Origin of the sequence: Streptomyces maremycinicus, from assembly GCF_001184025.1 — a bacterium.
Classification (GTDB): Bacteria; Actinomycetota; Actinomycetes; order Streptomycetales; family Streptomycetaceae; genus Streptomyces; species Streptomyces maremycinicus.
The window spans coordinates 324,618-349,703 of sequence record NZ_BBYG01000008.1; the positions used below are offsets into that span (position 1 = coordinate 324,618).

Annotated in this window: 21 protein-coding genes; 15 read left to right on the top strand and 6 right to left on the bottom strand. The window is 71.7% G+C overall.

Annotated elements, in window-relative coordinates:
- Positions 1-184 precede the first annotated feature (184 nt).
- Positions 185-2,488 carry a beta-xylosidase/alpha-l-arabinosidase gene (locus AOQ37_RS01660; RefSeq protein ID WP_062640365.1) on the bottom strand — a complete coding sequence of 768 codons (2,304 nt, stop codon included), beginning with the start codon at positions 2,486-2,488 and terminating at the stop codon, positions 185-187.
- A gap of 153 nt (positions 2,489-2,641) precedes the next feature.
- Here AOQ37_RS01660 and AOQ37_RS01665 point away from each other — a divergent pair, with 153 nt between their 5' ends.
- From AOQ37_RS01665 to AOQ37_RS01690, 6 genes are all read left to right on the top strand, one after another.
- Positions 2,642-3,703, top strand: coding sequence for a LacI family DNA-binding transcriptional regulator (locus AOQ37_RS01665; protein ID WP_062640366.1), 1,062 nt, complete (start codon positions 2,642-2,644; stop codon positions 3,701-3,703).
- Between the two features lie 102 nt (positions 3,704-3,805).
- Complete coding sequence (locus AOQ37_RS01670) at positions 3,806-5,161, top strand: glycoside hydrolase family 10 protein (protein ID WP_062640367.1); 1,356 nt, start codon at positions 3,806-3,808, stop codon at positions 5,159-5,161.
- A gap of 117 nt (positions 5,162-5,278) precedes the next feature.
- The gene (locus tag AOQ37_RS01675) at positions 5,279-6,334 is read left to right on the top strand and encodes an LCP family protein (protein ID WP_062640368.1); all 1,056 of its coding nucleotides are present in this window, start codon (positions 5,279-5,281) and stop codon (positions 6,332-6,334) included.
- A gap of 149 nt (positions 6,335-6,483) precedes the next feature.
- On the top strand, positions 6,484-6,840 hold the full coding sequence (locus tag AOQ37_RS01680; protein WP_062640370.1) for a YciI family protein: 357 nt from the start codon (positions 6,484-6,486) through the stop codon (positions 6,838-6,840).
- Positions 6,841-7,029: 189 nt separating this feature from the next.
- Positions 7,030-8,259, top strand: coding sequence for an RNA polymerase sigma factor (locus AOQ37_RS01685; protein ID WP_062641351.1), 1,230 nt, complete (start codon positions 7,030-7,032; stop codon positions 8,257-8,259).
- A gap of 222 nt (positions 8,260-8,481) precedes the next feature.
- Complete coding sequence (locus AOQ37_RS01690; RefSeq protein WP_234436761.1) at positions 8,482-10,524, top strand: cell wall-binding repeat-containing protein; 2,043 nt, start codon at positions 8,482-8,484, stop codon at positions 10,522-10,524.
- On the opposite strand, the gene AOQ37_RS01695 is transcribed toward AOQ37_RS01690, so the two are convergent.
- Positions 10,502-11,698 (bottom strand): THUMP-like domain-containing protein, encoded by a 1,197-nt coding sequence (locus AOQ37_RS01695; RefSeq protein ID WP_062641355.1) that lies wholly within the window; start codon positions 11,696-11,698, stop codon positions 10,502-10,504. The two genes, AOQ37_RS01690 and AOQ37_RS01695, sit on opposite strands and share 23 nt — an antisense overlap.
- A 139-nt stretch (positions 11,699-11,837) precedes the next feature.
- Between AOQ37_RS01695 and AOQ37_RS01700 the strand changes: the two genes are divergently transcribed.
- From AOQ37_RS01700 to groL, 4 genes are all read left to right on the top strand, one after another.
- The gene (locus AOQ37_RS01700) at positions 11,838-12,827 is read left to right on the top strand and encodes a polysaccharide deacetylase family protein (protein ID WP_374701468.1); all 990 of its coding nucleotides are present in this window, start codon (positions 11,838-11,840) and stop codon (positions 12,825-12,827) included.
- Positions 12,824-13,648, top strand: coding sequence for a polysaccharide deacetylase family protein (locus AOQ37_RS01705; protein WP_374701469.1), 825 nt, complete (start codon positions 12,824-12,826; stop codon positions 13,646-13,648). Before AOQ37_RS01700 ends, AOQ37_RS01705 begins: the two co-directional genes overlap by 4 nt.
- A gap of 259 nt (positions 13,649-13,907) precedes the next feature.
- Positions 13,908-14,216 (top strand): co-chaperone GroES, encoded by a 309-nt coding sequence (gene groES / locus AOQ37_RS01710; protein WP_020132158.1) that lies wholly within the window; start codon positions 13,908-13,910, stop codon positions 14,214-14,216.
- A gap of 111 nt (positions 14,217-14,327) precedes the next feature.
- Positions 14,328-15,953, top strand: coding sequence for a chaperonin GroEL (groL, locus tag AOQ37_RS01715; RefSeq protein ID WP_062640374.1), 1,626 nt, complete (start codon positions 14,328-14,330; stop codon positions 15,951-15,953).
- A 116-nt stretch (positions 15,954-16,069) separates the two neighbouring features.
- Here groL and AOQ37_RS01720 read toward each other — a convergent pair whose 3' ends face one another.
- From AOQ37_RS01720 to AOQ37_RS01730, 3 genes are all read right to left on the bottom strand, one after another.
- Positions 16,070-16,777, bottom strand: coding sequence for an ester cyclase (locus AOQ37_RS01720; protein ID WP_062640376.1), 708 nt, complete (start codon positions 16,775-16,777; stop codon positions 16,070-16,072).
- 89 nt (positions 16,778-16,866) lie between these two features.
- Complete coding sequence (locus tag AOQ37_RS01725) at positions 16,867-17,640, bottom strand: SDR family NAD(P)-dependent oxidoreductase (RefSeq protein WP_062640378.1); 774 nt, start codon at positions 17,638-17,640, stop codon at positions 16,867-16,869.
- A gap of 223 nt (positions 17,641-17,863) precedes the next feature.
- Positions 17,864-18,583, bottom strand: coding sequence for an MOSC domain-containing protein (locus AOQ37_RS01730; protein WP_062640382.1), 720 nt, complete (start codon positions 18,581-18,583; stop codon positions 17,864-17,866).
- Positions 18,584-18,663: 80 nt separating this feature from the next.
- Here AOQ37_RS01730 and AOQ37_RS01735 point away from each other — a divergent pair, with 80 nt between their 5' ends.
- A complete protein-coding gene (locus AOQ37_RS01735; RefSeq protein WP_062640384.1) occupies positions 18,664-19,599 on the top strand; it encodes a LysR family transcriptional regulator in 936 nt (311 codons plus the stop codon).
- Between the two features lie 87 nt (positions 19,600-19,686).
- Here AOQ37_RS01735 and AOQ37_RS01740 read toward each other — a convergent pair whose 3' ends face one another.
- Positions 19,687-20,016 carry a WhiB family transcriptional regulator gene (locus tag AOQ37_RS01740; RefSeq protein WP_020132152.1) on the bottom strand — a complete coding sequence of 110 codons (330 nt, stop codon included), beginning with the start codon at positions 20,014-20,016 and terminating at the stop codon, positions 19,687-19,689.
- 379 nt (positions 20,017-20,395) lie between these two features.
- Here AOQ37_RS01740 and AOQ37_RS01745 point away from each other — a divergent pair, with 379 nt between their 5' ends.
- From AOQ37_RS01745 to AOQ37_RS01760, 4 genes are all read left to right on the top strand, one after another.
- The gene (locus AOQ37_RS01745) at positions 20,396-21,007 is read left to right on the top strand and encodes a response regulator transcription factor (protein ID WP_003948568.1); all 612 of its coding nucleotides are present in this window, start codon (positions 20,396-20,398) and stop codon (positions 21,005-21,007) included.
- A 452-nt stretch (positions 21,008-21,459) separates the two neighbouring features.
- Positions 21,460-22,047 carry a sigma-70 family RNA polymerase sigma factor gene (locus tag AOQ37_RS01750; protein WP_028807228.1) on the top strand — a complete coding sequence of 196 codons (588 nt, stop codon included), beginning with the start codon at positions 21,460-21,462 and terminating at the stop codon, positions 22,045-22,047.
- Between the two features lie 177 nt (positions 22,048-22,224).
- Positions 22,225-23,730, top strand: coding sequence for an IMP dehydrogenase (gene guaB, locus AOQ37_RS01755; RefSeq protein WP_062640386.1), 1,506 nt, complete (start codon positions 22,225-22,227; stop codon positions 23,728-23,730).
- Between the two features lie 127 nt (positions 23,731-23,857).
- On the top strand, positions 23,858-24,982 hold the full coding sequence (locus tag AOQ37_RS01760) for a GuaB3 family IMP dehydrogenase-related protein (RefSeq protein WP_057602914.1): 1,125 nt from the start codon (positions 23,858-23,860) through the stop codon (positions 24,980-24,982).
- Positions 24,983-25,086: the final 104 nt, after the last annotated feature.

Sequence of the window (25,086 nt, forward strand, 5' to 3'; positions counted from 1 at the left end):
CGCCGCGGGGCCCCGTCCGGCGTGTCCGGGCGTCTCGCCCCGTCCGGCGCGCCCGGGGTGTCGGGCGTGCCGGTGTGCCGGTGTGCCCAGGGTCTCGGGCGTACCCGGTTCTCCGCCCGCCCGGCGGGTCCGGGGGTGTCCGTCTCGTCCGTCTCGTGGATGGCCGACGTCGGCCGGGGGCGCGTCAATCCTGTCGGACGTCCGCCGTGCAGCGCAGCCGTCGCTCCGCGCCCACCTCGCGGACCGGCCCGGTGAGCCGCACCCGGGCCACCTCCCGCACCTGCCCGCTGGACGTTCCCAGCCGCAGCTCCAGATCCCCGGGTTCGACCACCCGGCGTCCCGCGCGGTCGGTGAACGCCGACAGGTCGGCGTGGAAGCGGAACGTCACCCGCGCCGCTCCGCCCGCCGCCAGCTCCAGCCGCTGATAGCCGATCAGCCGTACGTCGGGACGGGTCACGCTCGCCACCGGGTCGTGCAGATACAGCTGAACGACCTCCGCGCCCGCCCGCTCCCCGGTGTTGCGGACGGTGACGGACAGGTCGTACGAGCCGTCCGTGCCGATCTCCGCGTCCGGCCCGGAGAAGTCCTCCCACGCGAACTCCGTGTAGGAACGCCCGTGTCCGAACGGGTACAGCGGGGTCGGATCCAGGTTGCTGACCTCGCCCGCCAGGCCCAGCGGCGGCTGGAGATAGGTCCAGGGCTGGCCGCCCGGCGCGTGCGGCACGCTCACCGGGAGACGGCCCGAGGGGTTCACCCGGCCCGAGAGCACGCCCGCCACCGCGGGGCCGCCCTCCTCGCCCGGGAAGAACGCCTGGACGACCGCCCCGAGCCGTCCGTGCCAGCGGCCGAGCGCGTACGGGCGGCCGGTGAGCAGGACCAGGACGACCGGGACGCCGGTCGCTACCAGCGCGTCCAGCAGCGCGCCCTGGACGCCGGGCAGGCTCAGGTCCGCCACGTCGCAGCCCTCGCCCGAGGTGCCCCGGCCGAACAGGCCCGCCCGGTCGCCCAGGACGGCCACGCACACGTCCGCCTCGGCGGCGCGGGCGATGGCCTCGGTGAAGCCGGACCGGTCGGGGTCGGAGACCCCGCACCCTTCCGTGAACGTGACCTTGGCGTCCGGGAGTTCGGCCCGCAGGGACTCCAGCACGGTGGGGATCTCGATCCCGAGGTCCACCTCGGGGTGGTGGGTGAGGACATGGGAGGGGAAGGAGTAGCAGCCCAGCATCGCCAGCGCGTCGGCCGCCCGCGGGCCCACCACGGCGACCCGCGTGTCGGGGGCGAGGGGGAGCAGCCCGTCGGGGTTGTCCAGCAGGACCACCGACTCCTCCGCCAGCCGGCGGGCCAGGGCGCGGTTCGCCGCCGGGTCCAGGTCGACCGACTCGGGGCTCGGCGGCTGCCAGTCCTCGTCCAGCAGGCCCAGTTCGCACTTCTGGAGCAGGACGCGGTGGGCGGCCCGGTCGACCAGCTCCTCGGGGAGCTCGCCGGCGCGCACGGCCGCGACCAGTGTCCCGCCGTAGTACTTCACGGTGGGCAACTCGACATCGATGCCGGCCGCCAGGGCGAGGTGGGCCGCCTCCGCGGGGGTGCCGGCAACCCGGTGCAGGGTCTGGAGGAAGCCGATGCCGAAGTAGTCGGCGACGACGGTGCCGGTGAAGCCCCACTCCTCGCGCAGGAGCCGGGTGAGCAGCTCGGGGTCGGCGGAGGCCGGGACGCCGTCGCGTTCGGTGTAGGCGGCCATCACCGAGCGGGCGCCGCCCTCGCGCAGCGCCATCTCGAAGGGGGGCAGGGTCACGTCGGCGAACTCCCGGGTGCCCGCCCGCACCGGGGCCAGGTTGCGGGCGCCGGCCGAGGAGGCGTACCCGGCGAAGTGCTTGAGGGTGGCGACGATCCCGGCGGACTCGAGTCCGCGGACATAGGCCGTGCCCACCGTGCCGACCAGATAGGGGTCCTCGCCGATCGTCTCCTCGACCCGTCCCCAGCGCGGGTCGCGGACGACGTCCAGGACGGGGGCGAGGCCTTGGTGGACGCCGACCGCGCGCAGGTCGCGGCCGATCGCCCGGCCCATCTCCTCCACCAGCGGCGGATCGAAGGCGGCGCCCCAGGCCAGCGGGACCGGATAGGCGGTGGCCCGCCAGGCGGTGAAGCCGGCCAGGCACTCCTCGTGCGCGACCGCCGGGATGCCGAAGCGGCCTGCCCCGGCGATCCGCCGCTGGGCGAGGGCGAGGGCGCGGGCGCCGAGCGCGGGGTCCACGGGCGCGGTGCCGAAGGACCGGGTCAGCTGGCCGAGCCCCTGGGTGATCAGCTCGTCCCAGTCGTGGTCGGCGGTCATGTCGTGCTGGTGCGGGGCGACTCCGTCGCCGTCCGTCGCGGCGCCGACCCACACGCCGTACAGCTGGGCGGTCTTCTCCTCCAGGGTCATCCGGGAGAGGAGGTCGTCGACGCGGGCGGCGGCGGGCAGGGCGGGGTCACGCCAGGGGGCGGTGGTCATGAAACTCCTGTCAGAGGTCGGTGAGCCACCAGGTGGACAGTCAGTGCGGACAGCGAGGTGAACGAATGTTTCGAGCTGTACTTCGAATGTTCCGGGAACCTATGGCGTCGCCATAGGTTCGTCAAGAGGTGGCGTGGCGATACGATCGCCGCCATGACACCCTCGGAGCCCGCGGAAACGCGGACAGAAGCGCGGCCGACGCAGACCGCCACGCTCGCGGAGATCGCCCGCGAGGCCGGCGTATCGGCACCGACTGTTTCGAAGGTCCTCAACGGCCGCGCCGATGTCGCCCCCACGACCCGCACCCGCGTCGAGGAACTGCTGCGCGCCCACGGCTACCGCCGCCGCCGCGCCGAGGCGACCCGCTCCCCACTGATCGACCTGGTCTTCCACGAACTGGAGAGCGCCTGGGCGATGGAGGTCATCCGAGGCGTGGAGAACGTGGCGCGCGACGCCGGGCTGAGTGTCGTGCTGAGCGAGAGCGCCGGACGGCTCACGCCCGGCCGGACCTGGGCCGACCAGGTCGCGGCCCGCCGCCCGCACGGTGTCGTGCTGGTCCTGTCCGGGCTCGACGAGTCCCAGCGGGCGCTGCTGACCAGCCGGTCCATCCCGTTCGTGGTGATGGACCCCGCCGGCGACCCGGGCGCCGACGTGCCGTCCATCGGGGCCACCAACTGGCAGGGCGGCCTCGCCGCGACCCGGCATCTGGTCGAGCTGGGACACCGGCGGATCGGGGCGATCAGCGGCCCGCCGCAGATGATGTGCAGCCGCGCCCGGATCGACGGCTACCGGGCCGCGCTCGAGACGGCCGGGCTGCCGGTCGACCAGCGGCTGATCAAGACCGGCGACTTCCACCACGAACTCGGCTACCGGCTCGGCCGTGAGCTGCTCGACCGCCCCGACCGGCCGACCGCCGTCTTCGCGGGCAACGACCTCCAGGCGCTCGGCTTCTACGAGGCCGCCCGTGAGCTGGGGCTGCGCATCCCGGAGGACGTGAGCGTGGTCGGCTTCGACGATCTGCCGGTGGCCCGCTGGGTGGGCCCGCCGCTGACGACCGTGCGGCAGCCCCTCACGGAGATGGCCGAGGCGGCCGCCCGGCTGGTCCTGGAGCTGGGGCGCGCGCCGTCCGCGGAGACGCCGACGGCGACCCGGGTGGAGCTGGCGACGAGCCTGGTGGTGCGGACGAGCACCGGGGCGCCGCCCGCCCGGCAGTGACGCGGGTGGCCGGAAGTTGACGTATTGACGGGTGTGGCGGACACCTCCACACTCCTCCGAAGTCAATCGGTTGCACGACCGAAACTTTCGGAGGCACCCGCAATGAGATCCTCCAGTTCATCGATACGTGCACGTCTGGCCGCCCTGCTCGCCGGGGCGGCCACCGTCGGAGCCCTCCTGAGCGGAGTGGCGCACGCCGCGGACACCCCGCTGCGCGATCTCGGCGCCGCCAAGGGCAAGGTCGTCGGCACGGCGGTCACCGGCTCCAAGCTCACCGGGACCTACGGCGACATCGCCGGGGCGCAGTTCGGCTCGCTGACCCCCGGCAACGCCATGAAGTGGGGCTCGGTGGAGCCGTCCCAGGGCTCCTTCGACTGGGCCGAGGCCGACCGGATCGTGGCCTTCGCGCAGGCCCACGACCAGCAGGTGCGCGGCCACACCCTGGTCTGGCACAGCCAGAACCCGAGCTGGCTGACCGGCGGCAGCTGGACGTCCGCCCAGCTGAGCACCCTGCTCCGGAACCACATCGACACCGAGGTCGGCCGGTACAAGGGGCGGATCGCGGCCTGGGACGTCGTCAACGAGCCCTTCAACGAGGACGGCACCTACCGCTCGACCCTCTGGTACAACGGCCTCGGCGCCGACTACATCGCCGACGCCCTCACCTGGGCCAGGGCCGCCGACCCCGCGGCGAAGCTGTACATCAACGACTACAACGTCGAGGGCGTCAACGCGAAGAGCACCGCCCTCTACAACCTGGTCAAGTCGCTGAAGGAGCGCGGCGTCCCGGTCGACGGGGTCGGCCTCCAGGCCCACCTCGTCCTCGGCCAGGTCCCCTCCACCCTCCAGCAGAACATCCAGCGCTTCGCCGACCTCGGCGTCGACGTGGCCATCACCGAGCTGGACATCCGGATGACGCTCCCGTCGGACAGCGCCGAGCTGGCCCAGCAGAAGGCCGACTACCAGGCGGTCACCGCGGCCTGCGTGGCGGTGGCGCGCTGTGTGAACCTCACCGTGTGGGGCTTCACCGACTCCGACTCCTGGGTGGAGAGCACCTTCCCGGGGCAGGGGGCGGCGACGCCGTACGACGCGAACTACGCGCCGAAACCGGCGTACCACGGCATCGCGGAGGCGCTGGGCGGCACGACGACACCGCCGCCGACCGGCGCGTGCGCGGCGGCGTACAGCGTGGGCAGTCAGTGGAACACCGGGTTCACCGGGAACGTGACGATCTCCTGCTCGGGCGCCGCGCTGACCTCCTGGAAGGTGACCTGGACGTACGGCGCGGGACAGCAGATCACCCAGGCCTGGAACGCCGGCTGCACCCAGTCGGGGGCGGCCGTGACGTGCGTGAACGCCTCGTACAACGGGTCGGTTCCCAGCGGGGGTTCGGTGAGCTTCGGGTTCAACGCCGGTTGGAGCGGCAGCAATCCCCTGCCGACGGTGACGCTGGGCTGACGGTGACGCCGGTCCGACGGCGACACCGGCCTGAGGATCGTGAGATTTTCACAAGAAGTTCGCCGTCGGGCCGTGGTCCTAACAGTCCGCTCATAATCCGGACTTACGTTCGTGTGTGTGACGCGACACGAGGAGCAGGGCGACGCGGGCAGACGGACGGGCCGGCGGTCGGCGGTGCTGAAGGCCGCCGGTCTCGCAGTGGCCGCCGCCCTGGTGGTGGGCATCGGGACGGCGGGCTGGGCCTACTGGCACCTGGACGACAACATCCAGAGCGTCGACATCGACAACGCGCTCGGCGACGACCGCCCCGCGAAGGCGGTCACGACCCCGGCCCCCTCCGACTCGGCGTCCGCGGCCCCGCTGCCCACCGAGGCCGTGAACATCCTGGTGCTGGGTTCGGACTCGCGCAGCGGCGAGGAGAACCAGGCGCTCGGCGGGGGCGACAGCTCCGGCGCCCGGTCCGACACCGCGATGGTCGTGCACATCGACGCGGGCCGCACCACGGCCACCGTCGTCAGCATCCCGCGCGACACCCTGGTCACGCGCCCCTCCTGCCCGCTGTCCGACGGCGGTTCGACGGCGGTGGCGTACGGCGCGATGTTCAACACCGCCTATGCGGTCGGCGGTCCGGTCTGCGCGGTCAAGACGGTCGAGTCGATCACCGACGTCCGGATGGACCACTACGTCGAGGTCGACTTCGCGGGCTTCGCCGAGCTCGTCGACGCGCTCGGCGGGGTCACCGTCACCACCGACGAGGACATCGACGACGACGACAGCCATCTGCACCTCGCGGCCGGCACCCACCATCTGGACGGCACCCGGGCGCTCGCCCTGGCCCGCACCCGGCACGGCATAGGCGACGGCAGCGACCTCGGCCGCATAGGCCTCCAGCAGACGCTGGTGAAGGCCCTGCTGGAGCAGATCGCCTCGACCGACCTGCTGACCAGCCCCACGAGGCTGTACCAGGTCGCCGACGCGGTCACCGGCAGTCTCACCACGGACACCGGCCTCGACTCCCTCGCCGAGCTGACGGAGCTGGGCCGCAGTCTCGAGGGACTCTCGGCCACCGGCCTCAGGACCGTGACCATGCCCGTGGTGACCGCTCCCTCCGACCCCAACCGGGTGGTGGCACAGGAACCGGCGGCGAACGAGCTGTGGGCGTCGCTGAGGTGAACCGGGGCCCGCGGGGTCCGAGCCGCGTGAACGACGCCGGAAAAGTTTTCCGGGAAAAGCCGTCGAGGGTGTCGATCCGGCCGTCCGCCGTTCGACGAAGGGGTGAGAGGCCGGGAAAGGATCCGGTCCACCGCACCCGAGGAGTCACCATGCCCCGCTACCTGTCGCTCGTGAAGATCGACGAGGCCACCGCCCCCGCCGAGGGCCCCAGCCCCGAGCTGATGCGGCGGATGGGCGAGCTGATCGAGGAGGTCACCAAGGCCGGCGTCATGCTCGACACCGCCGGGCTCACGCCGTCCGCGCAGGGCGTCCGCGCGCACTGGGAGGGCGGGAAGATCTCCCTGACCGACGGCCCCTTCACCGAGTCCAAGGAGGTCGTCGGCGGCTACGCGCTCATGCAGTGCAAGGACATGGCCGAGGCCGTCGAATGGACGAAGCGGTTCCTGAAGGTGCACGAGGAGCACTGGACGGTGACCTGTGAGGTCCGGGAGATCGCGGAGGGCTGAGCCTTCCCTGGCCCGAACGGTCCCCGGGGTGTTCGATGGTGGGCTGTGGAACAACAGCCCGCCTCGGACCCCGAGAGCCCGTCGGATCCCCGAAGCCCCTCGGCCCCCGGTAGCCCGTCGGACCGCCGAGGCCCCTCGGACACCCGCAGCCCCTCAGGAGCCCGAAGCCCCTCCGATCCCCGTGCCGCCATCGAGACCGTCTTCCGGCTCGAGTCCCCCCGTGTCATCGCCGCCGTGGCCCGTGTCGTCCGGGACGTCGGCGTCGCGGAGGAACTGGCGCAGGACGCTCTGGTCGCGGCCCTGGAGCAGTGGCCGCGCGACGGGGTGCCGGACAACCCCGGCGCCTGGCTCACCGCCACCGCCCGGCACCGCGCCGTCGACCTGGTCCGCCGCCGGGAGAACTACGCCCGCAAGCTCCAGGAGATCGGCCGCGGCCTGGACCCGGCGGCCCCGCCGGAGGAGCCCGCCGACCCCGACGCCATCGACGACGACCTGCTCAGGCTCGTCTTCACCGCCTGCCACCCGGTGTTGTCCGCACAGGCCCGCATCGCCCTCACCCTGCGCCTGCTAGGCGGCCTGAGCACGCCCGAGATCGCCCGCGCCTTCCTGGTCCCCGAACCGACCGTCGCGCAGCGCATCGTCCGCGCCAAGAAGACCCTGGCCGGCAGGAACATCGCCTTCGAGGTGCCGTACGGACCCGACCGCGAGGCCCGGCTCGGCTCGGTCCTCGACGTCATCTACCTCATCTTCAACGAGGGTTACGCGGCCACCGCGGGCGACGACTGGCTGCGCCCGGCCCTGTGCGAGGACGCGCTGCGGCTGGCCCGGCAGCTCGCGGCCCTGATGCCGAAGGAGCCCGAGGTCCACGGCCTCGTCTCGCTGCTGGAGTTCCAGGCGTCCCGTACGGCCGCCCGTACCGCCCCCGACGGCAGGCCGGTCCTCCTCAAGGACCAGGACCGGCGCCGCTGGAACCGCATGCTCGTCGCCCGTGGCATCGCCGCCCTGGACCGGGCGGGCGCCGCGTCCACCGGCGCTCCCGGCCCGTACGCCCTCCAGGCCGCGGTGGCGGCCTGCCACGCGCACGCCGACACCTACGAGGACACCGACTGGAGGTCCATCGCCACCCTGTACGCGCTGCTGGCCGCCCGGGCCCCGTCCCCGGTCGTCGAACTCAACCGCGCGGTCGCCGTGTCGATGGCGGACGGGCCGGGGCCCGCGCTGGAGATCGTCGACCGTCTCGTCGCCGAACCGTCCCTGCGCGACTACCACCTCCTGCCCAGCGTCCGCGGCGACCTGCTGCTGCGGCTGGGCCGGGCGGCGGAGGCCAGCGCCGAGTTCGAACGGGCGGCGGAGCTTACGGGCAACGAGCGGGAACGGGAGCTGCTGCGGGCACGGGCCGACGAGTGCAGGCCGGGCTGAAGGGCTGCATACCTGGCATCCCGCAGGTCGCGAGTCCAAAGCCTCGGCAATTTCGAACATGTGTAGGCAGTAAACCCGTTCCCTTCGTCGCGGTGGCGACCTAAAGTGATCGGGCCGCTGTGAAACGACTGTGCGGCCGAGGGAAACAGGCGACGGGGGACGACGCCGACCCGGCCCACGCGCGGCTCCGACGACATCATGTGATCCCCGGGGGTCGACAACTTGAGACTGTTCACGCGCCGCCGTACCGCGGCGCTCGCCACCGTGGCGGCGCTCGCCGCCGCGGGCGCCCTGGCCGCCGCACCCGGCGCCGTCGCCGACGACGCCGGTCCCTGGCCGGGAACCGAGGGCAAGATCCTCAATGACGGCGGGTTGCTGGTCGACCCCGTCACCGGCACCACCAGCACCATCCCCAACGTGGGGAGTTACGCCACCTGGGCGCCGGACGGAAGCCGCGTGGTCAGCGTCTCCGGCCAGATCTCCAGCGTGCTGCCCAACGGCACCAAGAAGATCACCCTGCCGTGGGCGCAGGGCCTGCGCTCCAGCGCCCCGTACGAGGACCTGACCTTCTGGAACGGCGGCCGTTTCGTCGTCTTCGCCAGCGGCGGCCAGCTCGTCTACGGTCCCTCCGACGCCTCCTGGGCACCCGGCCCGCTGCTGCCGGCGAACCTGGAACCGGCCACCGTCTGCGACTCCGAGCCGAGCGTGAACGTCAAGGGCCTGGTCGCCTTCGAGCGCCGCGCGGGCAGTTGCGACGCCGCGGCCGGCGTGTACGTCTTCGACGCCGCGGCGAACACGGTCAAGCTCGCCCTGGCCGACGCCGAGCAGCCCGCCTGGTCGCCGGACGGCACCAAGCTGGCGTTCGTCCGCAAGGACACCGACGGCAACCCGCAGATCTTCACGGCGAACGCCGACGGCACCGACGTCAAGCAGCTCACCACCGGCCCGCGCCGGTACGCCGCCCCGTCCTGGTCGCCCACCGGCAAGCGGATCGTCTTCGACGCCCACACCTCGCCGAACAGCGACGACGTGCACACCGTCGAGTACGTCGACACGGCCACCGGTGAGCTGACCGCGGTCACCGGCGCGACGCAGAGCAGCAACCCCAGCTGGCAGCCGCTGCGCAAGAACAGCACCGCGCGGGTCTGGGGCGCCAACGCCTATCTCACCGCCACCGCCTCCTCCCGCTGGACCTGGAACACCATCGGCCAGAGCGTGCCCGGCCTGATGGACGCCAAGTCCGCCGTCCTGGTGAACCAGGACGACCCGGCGTACGCCGTCACCGCGCCCGCCCTGGCCGGCCGGAAGGAGGGCCCGGTGCTGATGACGCAGAAGACCGGGCTGTCCTCGACGACGAAGAACGAGCTGAAGCGGATGCTGAAGCCCGGCAAGCCCGTGTACCTGGTCGGCAGCACGTCCGTCCTCGACAACAACGTCCTCAACCAGGTGAAGGCGCTCGGCTACGTCCCCGTGCGGCTGACCGGCGCGGACCGCTACGCGACCTCGGTGATGGTGAGCAAGACCATCAGCTCCGCCCCGAAGTACGTCTTCCTGGCCGGCGGCACCGAGTACCGCGCGGCCCTGTCGGCGGCGGCCGCGGCCGGCTCGGACGGCGCCGCCAGCGCGGGTGGTGTCGTGCTCACGAACGGCACCAAGCTGACCGCGTCGGTGCAGTCGTACCTGAACAGCCTGAACCCCGACAAGACCATGATCATCACGGTCGGTTCGGCGGCGAAGTACGCGCTGACCCACTCGAGCTTCTCGCGCTGGCCGTCGACGTACTCCTACTACCCGATCTCGGGTACCACGGACCCGTCGATCTCGGTGGCCATCGCCCTGTTCTGGTGGTCCGCGCCGAGCCAGACCGGCCTCGCCTACTCCGGCTCCTGGCGCGACGGCGTGTCGGCGGCCTCGGCCATGAACGTCTTCGGCCCGCTCCTGTGGACCAGCAGCGCCGCCGCCCCGTCGGCCGAACTCACCAGCTACTACCAGCGGGAGACGGCCAGCGTCCACTTCACGGCGGCCTTCGGCGTCAACAGCTCGATCTCCCCGGCCGCGCTGAACACCGTGGGTGCCACGATGGGCGCGGGCAGCGCCTACGTCGAGTACCGCCCGTACTTCAACGGTGTCATCCCGCCGAGCACGTCGGCGAGCGCCTTCGCCGCGCCCACCGGCGGCGAGGCCGCGGTCACCACCGGGCAGCGTCCCGGCCCGGTCGGCGCCCAGCCGAACCTGGCAGCGCTCAAGACGCTCCACCGGCAGTAACGGCCGGCCCGGCGGGGGCGCCGACGAGCATCGTCGGCGCCCCCGCCACCCGGGTCAGGAACACGGTCGCCGCGTTCGGCCCGTGACCCTTGGGAAGCACCTTCCTGCGCAGCTCCTCCGGCTCCACCGCCGACCCCCGCTTCTTCACGGTCAGGATCCCGACCCCGCGTTCGCGCAGCAGCGCCTTCAGCTTCTTCACGTTGAACGGAAGCCGGTCGGTGATCTCGTAGGCGGTGGCGTACGGGGTGGGGCGCAGGGTGTCGGCGGTGACGTAGGCGATGGTCTCGTCGATCAGTCCGCCGTCGAGGTCCCGGGCCACGTCGGCGACCAGATGGGCCCGGACGACGGCGCCGTCCGGCTCGTACAGATACCGGCCGACCGGCCGCACGTCCGGGTCGGGCAGCCCGGCGCCGAGCAGTGTCCGCGGCCCCGGGAGCAGGGTGGCCCGCACGGCCCCCGGCGCGGTGCCGAACCACAGCACCGCCTCCTTCACGTCCCCGCCGTCCGAGATCCACTCGGCCTCGGCCTCGGCCGGGATCGCCTCGTGCGGCACACCGGGCGCGATCTTCAGGGCGGCGCGCGGGGCGGCGAGCGCGGCGCCCACCGCCCACGACAGGGGCGGCGAGTACGCCTCGGGATCGAAGATGCGCCCGCGGCCTCCCCGGCGCGCCGGATCGACGAACACGGCGTCGTAGCCCGCGGTGTCCACCTCGGTGACGTCCGCCTCCCGCACCTCGATCAGCGCGCTCAGTCCCAGCACCTCGGCGTTCGCGCGCGCCGCCTGTGCGGTGACCGGGTCGCGGTCCACGGCCAGCACCCGGATCCCGGCCCGGGCCAGCGCGATCGCGTCGCCCCCGATCCCGCAGCACAGATCGGCGACGGACGTCACGCCCAGCGCCTTCATGCGCTCGGCCCGGTATCCGGCGACACTCGCCCGCGTCGACTGCTCCACGCCGTTCGGCGTGAAGAACATCCGCTCCGCGTCCTCGGCCCCGAACTTCGCCGCCGCGCGCTGCCGCAGCCGGGCCTGGCCGAGCGCGGCGGACACCAGCTCGGCGGGGTGCTCTCGGCGCAGCCGGGTCGCGACGGCGAGCTCGTCGGCGGGGGCGGTGTCGCGCACCAGATCGAGGAGGGCACGGCCCTCGGAGGTGCGGAGGGGAGCGAGGTCGTTCACCACCTCATTGTCGACCAGCCGCCCGCCGCACCGGTCACCGCCCGCCTCGTCGGCCTCTTTGGGCCAGTCGGTGGACGGTGGGTCCGCGGCGGCGGTGTCGGACGGGGTTCCCGGGCGGTGACTGCGAGGATCCCGCGCCATGGGACCTGTCGTACAAAATGATGACAAGCGCGGCTGTTCTCGGATGCGGCGTCGGCGCGGGCCCGGGTACGGGCGCGCGGGCGTCCGGAGCCTGATCGCCGTCCTCGCACTGGCCACCGTCGCCTCGGGCTGCGCGGGAGGCGGCGAGGACGCCGGCGGCCCCGCGAGCCCCGCGCCGGGCCAGCAGCCCGGCAAGGCGGGGCCGCCCCCCGCGGCGGCGCCCGCCCGCGCCCTGCACGCGTACGCCGCCAGGCTCCGCGCCGCGCACCAGGCCCGGATCGCCGCGGCGCGGCGCTGGGGCCTGAAGAGGGTCCCGTTGACACCCCCGGCGCCGCCCGCCCACAAGCCGGAGATCACCACCCGCAAGGGCTTCGAGGTCGACGACCACGAGGAACTCGGCCTGCCGCCGGTCTTCACCACCGTCCCGACGAAGGACCGGGTCGTCTTCCTCACCATCGACGACGGCGCCGAGAAGGACCCGGCGTTCCTGCGCATGATGACCGAACTGAAGGTCCCGTACACCGCCTTCCTCAGCGACTACCTGGTCAAGGACGACTACGGGTACTTCAAGAAGATGCAGGACCGGGGCGTGGCGCTGAACAACCACACCCTGCACCACCCCTACCTGCCCGCCCTCTCCTACGCCCGCCAGAAGCGCGAGATCTGCGGCATGCAGGACGTGATCGAGAAGCGCTACGGCAAACGCCCGGCCCTCTTCCGGCCGCCCTTCGGCAACTACGACCGGGACACCCTGCGCGCCGCGAAGAACTGCGGCGTGCGCTACGCACCGCTCTGGGCCGAGGAGGTCTTCGTCGACCACTGGGAGTACCGCGAGTGGGACCAGGACCTGCACCCCGGCGACATCGTGCTGAGTCACTTCCGCGGCCGCGGCGACTGGAAGGGCACCATGCCCGACATGGTCCGCCGGTTCCTCGACAAGGTCACGGCGAAGGGGTACGCGGTGGGACGACTGGAGGACTACCTGTGAGGACGCGGGGCCTGCCGGCCGTACTGCTGATCCTGACGACCCTCACCTCCCTGGCGGCCCTCACGGGCTGCGCCCAGTCCGTCGACCCGATCGAACGGCTCGGCAAGAAGGCCGCCGCCCGGGTCCGCCCGCACGGCCCGGCAGGACACGACGCGTACCGGCGCTGGGGCCTGACGGTCCCGCTGGCCCCCGCGCCGCGCCGACCCGCCCGCTCCCTTGCGGGCAGCCCGGGAGCGGCCTTCCCGCCGGTCGTCGACCACGTGCCGACCACCGACCGGGTCGTCTTCCTCACCTACGACGACGGCGCCGAACGCGACCCCCGCTTCGTCGACATGGTCCGCGAACTGCGCCTCCCGGTGAGCATGTTCCTCACGGACAGCGTGGTGGGCCCGGGGTACGCCCACTTCGCCCGGCTCCGGTCCGTGGGCGCGAACATCCAGAACCACACCCTGGACCACCCGGCCCTGCGCGGCCTGCCCTACGCCGGCCAGCGTGCCGAGATCTGCGGCCAGCAGGACAAACTCCGCGCCCGCTTCGGCCTGCGCCCGCGTCTCTTCCGCCCGCCCTACGGCGCCTACGACACCACCACCCGGCGCGCCGCCGCCGACTGCGGCATCGCGGCCATCGTCCTGTGGCGCGCCTCGATGGGCCCCACCGGCCTCACCTTCACCCACGGCCCCCACCGCCTCCACCCCGGCGACGTCATCGCCGTGGCCCCCGACGAGTCGACGGGCCCGGGCCTGCGCGACCGCACGACCCGCCTCCTGCGCCGCATCCAGGAAGAGAACCTGACGGTGGCCCGACTGGAGGACTACGTCTGAGGGATCCTTCCGGTCCGGTGCGGGCGGCGGTCTCCCGGTCCGGCGACGGGGGCCCGCCGCCCGAAAACCTGCCGACGCGCCGTCGGCATTGGCACTCCGCTTGACCGAGTGCTAATCGCGGTCATAGTCTCGCTTCTGGCACTCCCCCCTGGAGAGTGCCAACAGCGACGGGCAGGTCCGGCACCCGCGACGACGGATCCACCTGGTCGCCACCTCAGACAGTTAGCCCCGTGAGATCTCCGAAGGGGGAGGTCGGATCGTGACGACCACCAGCTCCAAGGTTGCCATCAAGCCGCTCGAGGACCGCATTGTGGTCCAGCCGCTCGACGCCGAGCAGACCACCGCCTCTGGCCTGGTCATCCCGGACACCGCGAAGGAGAAGCCCCAGGAGGGCGCCGTCCTCGCGGTGGGCCCGGGTCGCTTCGAGAACGGCGAGCGCCTGCCGCTCGACGTCAAGGTCGGCGACGTTGTCCTGTACAGCAAGTACGGCGGCACCGAGGTGAAGTACAACGGCGAGGAGTACCTCGTCCTCTCGGCTCGCGACGTGCTCGCGATCATCGAGAAGTAATTCACCCAGTTTTGCAGTGAACTGCGCTCCTGGCCCCGCGACTTTGTGAAGCCGGGTGCTGGGGGCGCAGTTCGTTTCTCCCACGTTTTCCGAGAGGGCTGAACCGCTCCCATGGCGAAGATCCTGAAGTTCGACGAGGACGCCCGTCGCGCCCTCGAGCGCGGCGTCAACAAGCTTGCCGACACGGTCAAGGTGACGATCGGCCCCAAGGGCCGCAACGTCGTCATCGACAAGAAGTTCGGCGCCCCGACCATCACCAACGACGGTGTCACGATCGCCCGCGAGGTCGAGCTCGACGACCCGTACGAGAACCTCGGTGCCCAGCTGGTGAAGGAGGTGGCGACCAAGACCAACGACATCGCGGGTGACGGTACGACCACCGCCACCGTGCTCGCCCAGGCGCTCGTACGCGAGGGTCTGCGCAACGTCGCCGCCGGCGCGTCCCCGGCCTCCCTGAAGAAGGGCATCGACGCCGCCGTCAAGGCCATCTCCGACGATCTGCTGGCCACCGCCCGCCCGATCGACGAGAAGTCCGACATCGCCGCCGTCGCCGCGCTGTCCGCCCAGGACCAGCAGGTCGGCGAGCTCATCGCCGAGGCGATGGACAAGGTCGGCAAGGACGGTGTCATCACCGTCGAGGAGTCCAACACCTTCGGTCTGGAGCTGGACTTCACCGAGGGCATGGCCTTCGACAAGGGCTACCTGTCGCCGTACTTCGTGACGGACCAGGAGCGCATGGAGGCCGTCCTCGAGGACCCCTACATCCTCATCAACCAGGGCAAGATCTCCTCGATCTCCGACCTGCTGCCGCTGCTGGAGAAGGTCATCCAGACCAACTCCTCCCGCCCGCTGCTGATCATCGCCGAGGACCTCGAGGGCGAGGCCCTGTCGACCCTGGTCGTGAACAAGATCCGCGGCACCTTCAACGCGGTCGCCGTGAAGGCCCCCGGCTTCGGTGACCGCCGCAAGGCGATGCTCCAGGACCTGGCCGTCCTCACCGGCGCCACGGTCATCTCCGAGGAGGTCGGCCTCAAGCTCGACCAGGTCGGCGTCGACGTGCTCGGCTCCGCCCGCCGCGTCACCGTCACCAAGGACGACACCACGGTCGTCGACGGCGCCGGCGACTCCTCCGAGGTCACGGGCCGCGTCGCGCAGATCAAGGCCGAGATCGAGAACACGGACTCCGACTGGGACCGCGAGAAGCTCCAGGAGCGCCTCGCGAAGCTGGCCGGCGGCGTGTGCGTCATCAAGGTCGGCGCCGCCACCGAGGTGGAGCTGAAGGAGAAGAAGCACCGTCTCGAGGACGCCATCTCCGCGACCCGCGCCGCGGTCGAGGAGGGCATCGTCTCCGGCGGTGGCTCCGCTCTCGTCCACGCCGCCAAGGTGCTGGAGGGCGGCCTCGGCAAGACCGGCGACGAGGCGACCGGTGTCGCCGTCGTGCGCCGCGCCGTCGTCGAGCCGCTGCGCTGGATCGCCGAGAACGCGGGCCTCGAGGGCTACGTCATCACGGCCAAGGTCGCCGAGCTCGACAAGGGCCAGGGCTTCAACGCCGCGACCGGCGAGTACGGCGACCTGGTCAAGGCCGGCGTCATCGACCCGGTCAAGGTCACCCGCTCCGCCCTGGAGAACGCCGCCTCCATCGCCTCCCTCCTCCTGACGACCGAGACCCTGGTCGTCGAGAAGAAGGAAGAGGAAGAGCCGGCCGCCGCGGGCCACAGCCACGGCCACTCCCACTGACGCAGCGCGTCGGTGACCCCGACCCGGGCCGGTAGGCACCGACCACCGACCCGGGTCGACAGCACGGCAGAGGCCCGGCACCCCATGCGACAAGGGGTGCCGGGCCTCGGCGTCCACTACCGCTCCAGCGCGTCCAGCGCCCCCAACTGCTCCATCAGCCCCAGCCGGTCGTACTGCCACCAGGCCTCGACGATCTTCCCGTCCTCCCGGCACCGGCAGACGGTCGTGCCGGTCATGGTGACCCGCTTACCCGTGGCCGGGATCCCCATGAAGTCGCCCTTGTGGGTGCCGGTCCAGGTCCACCGGGTGCACACGCGGTCGCCCTGCTCGATCTGGTCCTCGAGGGTGAAGGCGAAGTCGAACCCGCCCCGCCACATCTCGACCTCCCGGCGCATCGCGTCCATCCCCATGGTGTCCTGCTCGTTGGCGGGATCGTGGTCGTGGTAGTCCTCGGCCAGCAGACCGTCCAGCGGAGCCAGTTCGCCGGGCGCGCCGATCGTCTCGAAGAACCGCCGCGCCGTCCCGGCGTACAACTGCTCGTCCCGTACGACGTCGAGATCCGTGAAGGTCGGCATCTCGTCGCACAGGGCCACCAGCTCCCGGAAGACCTTGTCGGTCTCCGGAAGGTTCGAGTTGCGCATCGCCTCCTCGTACGAGGGGAACTCCACGATCTCGATGAAGTGCGACGCGTCCGAGCGGTCCTTGCCGACCACCGCGTGCGACGCGGTCCGCTTGCCCCTGGTCTGTTCGACCCAGGTGTCCATCAGCCGGTCCATCTCGTCGAACCGGCTGGTCTTGCAGTCGATGAGCTGTACGAACGTCATGACGCCGCCTCCGGCCCCCCTGGGTCCGGTCTCCGTCACGCTCATTTTCCCACCGGAGCGCCGACGTCACCCGTCCACCGCCGGGGCCGCTACTGGGGCCCGTACTTCCGGCCCGTCCTGGAGCTGATGCCGCCGAGCAGCGCCCGGGGGGTCACCTTCACCAGCCCCATCAGCGCCTTGTAGCGGGGGTCGGGGATCGACAGCGACTTCCCGCGCGCCAGGTCGTGCAGCGCGGCCGCGACCAGCTTGTCCGCGTCCAGCCACATCCAGCCCGGGATGTTGTCCGTGCCCATCCCGGCCCGCTCGTGGAACTCCGTGCGCACGAACCCGGGGCACAGCGCCATCAGCCGCACCCCGCTCCCCGCCAGGTCCTTCGCGGCTCCCTGGGTGAACTGCACGACCCACGCCTTGGACGCCCCGTACGTCCCGCGCGGGACGAAGGCCGCCACCGAGGCCACGTTGACGACACCCCCGCGCCCGCGTTCGCGCATCGCCGCCGTCGCCGCGGACGTCAGCCGCAGCACGGCCTCGCAGTGCACCTTGAGCATCCTCAGCTCGTCGGCCATGGACACGTCGAGATAGCGGCCCTTGTTGCCGAAGCCGGCGTTGTTGATCAGCAGGTCGACGGGGTTCTTGCGGTCGCCGAGCCGCGCGGCCACCGCCTCGATGCCCTCGTCCGTGGCGAGGTCGGCCGTCAGCACCTCCGCCTCGATGCCGTGCCGGTCGTGCAACTCGGTCGCCTGCTCGCGCAGCCGCTTGATGTCCCGTGCCACGAGGACGAGATCATGCCCGTCCGCCGCCAGTCTGCGCGCGAACGCGGCGCCGATGCCCGCGGTCGAACCCGTAATCAGAGCCGTTGTCATGGCAGAAGATTAGTGACCCGGAGTACGGGCGTCCGATGTCTGCACGCGGCCTCCCGAAGGTGAAGGGCTCGTGCGTGAGACCGCGTACGCCGTCCCGCGCCCCATCCGCTCCCCGGGCACCTGGCACGGGCCGGACTGACGCGAACTCAGCCCCCTTACCCGTCACCGCACTTGGCCCCCGACCTGCTCCCTGCCCGCCCCTCACCTGCTCCCTGCCCACCCCTCACCTGCCCCCGGACCCCTTCCCGGAGGCGATCCCGGACTCGTTCCCGGACTCGTCCCCGTATTTCTCCACGTACCTACGGGCCGCCGCCAGCGCCTCCGGGTGCAGCGCCTCGCCCGCCGCGAGCAGCCGGGGCAGCAGCTCCCGGTGCGTGGTGCCCGCCTGGAACTCCATCCGGGCCGTCACCTCGTGCTCCGGCAGGTGGACGATCCGCACCTCGTCCCCCGCGCGGATCTCGCCCGGCACGATCACCCGCAGATACGCGCCGGTGGCCGCCTTCTCGGTGAACCTCCTGACCCACCGCTTCTCGCCCAGGTGGCCCTGGAAGGTGCGGCACGGTATCCGCCCGGAGGTCACCTCCAGCACCAGGTCGGGGCCGACCCGCCAGCGCTCGCCGATCCGCGCGCCGGAGACGTCGAGCCCCGTGGTGGTGAGGTTCTCGCCGAACGCGCCGTTGGCCAGCGGGCGCCCCAGCTCGCGCTCCCAGTCGTCGAGGTCCTCGCGCGCGACGGCGTACACCGCCTGGTCGTCGCCGCCGTGGTGGCGCAGGTGGCACACCGCGTCCCCGGCCAGTCCGCTGCCCCCGACCCCCTTGGGGCCGGGCGCCGCGACCCGCACGGGCCCTTCGACCGGCCGTTTGTCGATCCCGGTCAGCCCCTGCGGGTGGTCGGTGTACGGCACGGCCTTCGGGCGGCCCAGATTCACAGACAGAAGCCTCATAGCGGCACGGTACGAGCCCTGAGGTCAAAGTGTCGACGCATTATTCGCCTGGCTGCCCAAGGCTCCCTTATGCTCGATGAATGATCGAGGCCCGTCATCTCCGCGTCCTGCGTGCCGTGGCCGCCGGCGGTTCCTTCTCGGCGGCGGCGCGCGAACTGGGCTGCACCCAGCCGGCCGTCAGCCAGCAGATGAAGGCCCTGGAGGCGTCCGTCGGCACGCCCCTGCTGGTCCGCAGCGGACGCGAGATGCGCCTGACCCAGGCGGGCGAGGCCCTCGTCCGGCACGCGGCCGGCATCCTGTCCGGCCTGACCGCGGCCGAGGAGGAGGTCGCCGCCATCGCGGGCCTGCGGGCCGGCCGGGTCCGTCTGGTGTCCTTCCCCAGCGGCAGCTCCACCCTCGTCCCCACCGCCCTCGCCGCCCTGCGCGCGGCCCACCCCGGGACCCGGGTCTCGCTGGAGGAGGCCGAGCCGCCGAAGTCGGTCGAACTCCTCCGCGAGGGCGACTGCGACATCGCTCTCGCCTTCCGCTACGAACGCGCGACGGGCACCGGCGACGCCGCCCAGGCGGGCGAAGGCGAGTGGGACGACCTCGTCGTACGGCCGCTGCTGACGGACCGGCTGGTCGCTCTCGTCCCCGAACGGCACCGCCTGGCGCGCACCGACCCCTCGGGGTCCGTCGCGATCGGCGACCTCGCCGCCGAACCGTGGATCGCCGGCTGTCCCCGCTGCCGCGGACAACTGGTCCAGGTGTGCGAGAGCGCGGGCTTCACGCCCCGCATCGACTTCGCGACCGACGACTACCCGGCGGTGGTCGGCCTGGTGGGCGCGGGCCTCGGCGTCGCCGTGCTGCCCCAGCTCGCGATCGAGTCCGTCCGGCCGCGCGGTGTCCGCGCGGTGGCCCTGGAACCGGCGGTGCGACGGGAGATCGTCGCGCTCACGCTGCCCGACCTGGCCCAGGTGCCGGCGGTGTCGGCCACGCTGGAGCAGCTGGGCCGGGCGGCGGCACGCGTCGGCTGACCGGCAGCGAAAAAACGGCGGGCACACACGTGTGTGCCCGCCGTTTTTCGGGACCGCCGCGTCACAGCGCTTTGAAGAAACGTTCCTTCATGTGTTCGAGGACGCGTCTCTCGCGCCCGACGACGCCGACACCAGGCGATTGCGCGCCCGGCCCATCAGCTCCTCGCGCTCGTCCTCGGTCAACCCGCCCCACACGCCGTACGGCTCGCGTACCGCCAGCGCGTGCGCCGCACACTGCGCGCGGACCGGGCACCTCATGCAGACCTCCTTGGCCGAGTTCTCTCGAGCGCTCCGAGCCGCCCCGCGCTCACCCTCCGGATGGAAGAAGAGCGAACTGTCCACCCCGCGGCAGGCAGCGAGGAGCTGCCAGTCCCACAGGTCCGCGTTCGGTCCGGGAAGGCGGGAGAAATCTGCCATTGCGTGACCCCTTGTAGCCGTTCAGAGCGGATACGGTGCCCACGACCGTACAACTACGATCTAAGGAGATGAAAATATGACTCATTGCGAATCTAGCCTCAGACACCAGTAAAAGGGAAGAAATAGGGCCGAATGGGGCATCGCTTGTGATGAAAGCTTGAGGGTCCGTGTGGCTGCCTCCTCTGTATCCGCCCCCTCACGTAGAGTGCCGAAGAATGCATGCGGCCCCGTAACTCTTTCGAGTGACCGTCGTTGAGAGTGCGGTGGCGGTTGAAAACACAAACGCTCGGGCAGGCGTCCGAGACGGTCGACCGCACAGGTGACGATTCGTAACAGCCTGGAGGCACAAGGTGACGCGCATCAGCTGCGGAGGGCGGCCATGACATCCGTCCTCGTCTGCGACGACTCCCCGCTTGCCCGAGAGGCGCTCCGCCGCGCGGTCGCGACCGTGCCCGGCGTCGAGCGCGTGACGACGGCGGCCAACGGCGAGGAAGTCCTCCGCCGCTGGGGTGCCGACCGCTCGGACCTGATTCTGATGGACGTACGCATGCCCGGACTGGGCGGCGTCGAGACCGTACGGCGACTGCTGTCCGCCGACCCGGGAGCACGCATCATCATGCTGACGGTCGCGGAGGACCTCGACGGCGTCGCCCTCGCGGTGGCCGCCGGCGCCCGCGGCTATCTGCACAAGGACGCCTCGCGCGCCGAACTGCGCGCGACCGTCACGCAGGCGCTCGCCGACCCGACCTGGCGGCTCGCCCCGCGCCGGCTGCGCTCGGCCGAGATGGGCGCGGCGCCCACGCTCACCGCCCGTGAGATCCAGGTCCTCGAGGGCATGAGCCACGGCCGCTCCAACGCGGAGATCGGCCGTGAGCTGTTCCTCTCCGAGGACACCGTCAAGACGCACGCCCGCCGGCTCTTCAAGAAGCTCGGCGCCTCGGACCGCGCGCACGCGGTGGCGCTCGGCTTCCGGTGGGGACTGGTCCGCTAGGAGCTCTCCCCGCCTGCCCGTCCCCGCCGCCTGTCTCCGATGTCCGTCCCCGCGGGCCCGGAGCGGACCCGAGCGGGACCGGGCCGGGCCGGTCCACCGAGGGACGGACCGCGGCCGTCCGGTGGATCCGATCGGCTTCGGGTGACATCCGTCATCCGGTGAGGGGAGCGGGGTCGTGGACCGAACTCCCAGCTCAGACGCGGTGCGGAGGCCGGACGGCAACCTCTGTCACCGCACGGCGTACCGGAGCGGCGCAGCCTCTCGCAGGATGCCCGCTGCTCGTTTCGCCGCGGATGCCGCATCCTTGAGGTGTGGAGTTCCTCGGGGACGAGTCGGTCGAGCGGGAGGGGAGGGCGCAGGGGATGACTTCCGGCGCACCTGCTCATAACGCTTCGGTGCACAACGAAGGGCACGGTGCCGCGGCCGGTCCGGCCGCAGTGCACCATGGACCGATGCGCGATGACGAGGCGGTCACTGCCGTGGGGACGATCGGGTCGCTCGTCCATCGCGCCGTGGACGGCGACGAGCAGGCCACTCATGACCTGCTGGCCCATGTCCACCCCTTGGCGCTGCGCTACTGCCGTACCCGGCTGTCCCGGCTGCCCGGCGACGCGCGCCACTTCGTCGAGGACCTCGCGCAGGAAGTCTGCGTGGCGGTTCTTCTCGCCCTGCCCCGTTACCGGGACACCGGCAGGCCTTTCGAGGCCTTCGTCTTCGCCATCGCCGCGCACAAGGTCGCCGATCTCCAGCGCGCCGCGATGCGCCACCCGGGCTCGACGGCGGTGCCCTCCGACGAGATGCCCGAACGGCCGGACGACTCGCTCGGTCCCGAGGAGCGCGCCCTGCTCAGCAGCGACGCCGAATGGGCCAAGAAGCTGATGGCCAACCTGCCCGAGAACCAGCGGGAACTGCTCCTGCTGCGGATCGCGGTGGGCCTCACCGCCGAGGAGACCGGCCAGATGTTGGGAATGTCACCCGGCGCGGTCCGGGTCGCCCAGCACCGGGCGCTGAGCAGACTGCGGGCGCTCGCCGAGCAGTAGCGCGATCCGCGGTGGCCCCCTGGCGCCGCCCTCGAAAGGCGCGTCGCTGAACAGGGCGCCGACGGTTTCCGTACGAACATACGAAGCCCGGAGTCACGTCCGACCGTGGAATTCGGGAGGTGCGGTTCCCGTTAGCATGGACATCCGCACCGATCAAGGCCATTTGGGGAAGGTGTCATGACTGCCAACGTCGACGGAGTGCCCGGAAAATTCGCGACCCTCGGGCTCACCTACGACGACGTGCTGCTGCTGCCGGGCCCGTCGGACATGGCTCCCGACGAGATCGACACCGCCTCGTACGTCTCGAAGAACGTGCGGGTGAACATCCCGCTGCTCTCCGCCGCCATGGACAAGGTCACCGAATCGCGCATGGCGATCGCGATGGCCCGTCAGGGCGGCGTCGGTGTTCTGCACCGCAATCTCTCCATCGAGGACCAGGCCAACCAGGTCGACCTCGTCAAGCGCTCCGAGTCCGGCATGGTGACCGACCCGATCACCATCCACCCGGAGGCCACGCTCGCCGAGGCCGACGCGCTGTGCGGCAAGTTCCGCATCAGCGGTGTCCCGGTCACCGACGGCAACAAGCGGCTGCTCGGCATCGTCACCAACCGCGACATCGCCTTCGAGACCGACCGTTCGCGCCGCGTGCACGAGGTCATGACGCCGATGCCGCTGGTCACCGGCAAGGTCGGCATCTCCGGCGTCGAGGCCATGGAGCTGCTGCGCAAGCACAAGATCGAGAAGCTTCCGCTGGTCGACGACGAGGGTGTCCTCAAGGGCCTCATCACGGTCAAGGACTTCGTCAAGGCGGAGAAGTACCCGCACGCCGCGAAGGACGCCGAGGGCCGGCTGCTGGTCGGCGCCGCCGTCGGCGTGGCCGGTGACTCCTTCGAGCGGGCCCAGGCCCTGATCGAGCGCGGTGTCGACTTCATCGTCGTGGACACCGCCCACGGCCACTCGCGGCTCGTCGGCGACATGATCGCCAAGATCAAGTCGAACCACACGGGCGTCGACGTCATCGGCGGCAACATCGCCACCCGCGACGGCGCCAAGTCCCTCGTGGACGCGGGCGCCGACGCCATCAAGGTCGGTGTAGGACCGGGCTCCATCTGTACGACCCGCGTGGTCGCCGGCATCGGCGTCCCGCAGGTCACCGCCATCTACGAGGCCGCGCTCGCCGCCAAGGAGGCCGGTGTACCGGTCATCGGCGACGGCGGCCTCCAGTACTCCGGCGACATCGCCAAGGCCCTGGTCGCGGGTGCCGACACGGTGATGCTCGGCTCGCTGCTCGCGGGCTGCGAGGAGTCGCCGGGCGAGCTGCTGTTCATCAACGGCAAGCAGTTCAAGTCCTACCGCGGCATGGGCTCCCTGGGCGCCATGCAGACCCGCGGCGAGCGCAAGTCGTTCTCCAAGGACCGCTACTTCCAGGAGGGTGTCGCCTCCGACGAGCAGCTGATCCCCGAGGGCATCGAGGGACAGGTGCCCTACCGCGGCCCGCTGTCCTCCGTCGTCCACCAGCTGGTCGGCGGCCTGCGCCAGTCGATGTTCTACGTCGGCGGCCGGACCGTGCCGGAGCTCCAGGACAACGGCCGCTTCGTCCGGATCACCTCCGCGGGCCTCAAGGAGAGCCACCCGCACGACATCCAGATGACGGTCGAGGCGCCGAACTACAGCCGTAAGTGACCCGCACGCGCGCGTGAAGCGTTGGTCAGGCGTACCAAGGGCGGCCCCGGGGACTCCGGGGCCGCCCTTGTCGTACCCGTCGGCGATACTGGAAGACGCTGCAACGCATCAGGGAAAGGCCACACACGTGACTGAGATCGAGATCGGGCGCGGCAAGCGCGGCCGCCGGGCGTACGCCTTCGACGACATCGCCGTCGTCCCCAGCCGCCGTACGCGGGACCCGAAGGAGGTCTCGATCGCCTGGCAGATCGACGCCTACCGGTTCGAGCTGCCCTTCCTGGCCGCCCCCATGGACTCGGTCGTCTCCCCGGCCACCGCCATCCGTATCGGCGAGCTGGGCGGCCTCGGCGTCCTCAACCTCGAGGGCCTGTGGACCCGGCACGAGGACCCGCAGCCGCTGCTCGACGAGATCGTCGAGCTGGACGCGCAGACCGCGACCCGCCGCCTCCAGGAGATCTACGCGGCTCCCATCAAGGAGGAGCTGATCGGGCAGCGCATCAAGGAGGTGCGCGACTCGGGCGTGGTCACCGCGGCCGCCCTGTCCCCGCAGCGCACGGCCCAGTTCTCCAAGGCCGTCGTGGACGCGGGCGTGGACATCTTCGTCATCCGCGGCACGACCGTGTCGGCGGAGCACGTCTCCGGTTCGCACGAGCCGCTGAACCTGAAGCAGTTCATCTACGAGCTCGACGTCCCGGTGATCGTCGGCGGCTGTGCCACCTACACGGCGGCCCTGCACCTGATGCGCACGGGCGCGGCTGGCGTCCTGGTCGGCTTCGGCGGCGGCGCGGCGCACACCACGCGCAACGTGCTGGGCATCCAGGTCCCGATGGCGACGGCGGTCGCGGACGTGGCGGCGGCCCGCCGTGACTACATGGACGAGTCCGGCGGCCGCTATGTGCACGTGATCGCGGACGGCGGCGTCGGCTGGTCCGGCGACCTGGCCAAGGCGATCGCCTGCGGTGCCGACTCGGTGATGATGGGCTCGCCGCTGGCGCGCGCGACCGACGCGCCGGGCCGTGGTCACCACTGGGGCATGGAGGCCGTCAACGAGGAGCTGCCGCGTGGGCAGAAGGTCGACCTCGGCACGGTCGGCACCATCGAGGAGGTCCTCACCGGCCCGTCGCACACGCCCGACGGCTCGATGAACCTCTTCGGTGCCCTGCGCCGCGCCATGGCCACCACCGGGTACAGCGAGCTGAAGGAGTTCCAGCGCGTCGAGGTGACGGTGGCGGACTCGGTGCACCGCCGATAGGCGCTTCTCCGTAGGACGTCGGCAGGGGCCGGTCAACTCACTCGGGTGAGGTGGCCGGCCCCTTTCGCATGCCCGGACGGGCCGGGGCGGGTGACGCGGAGCGG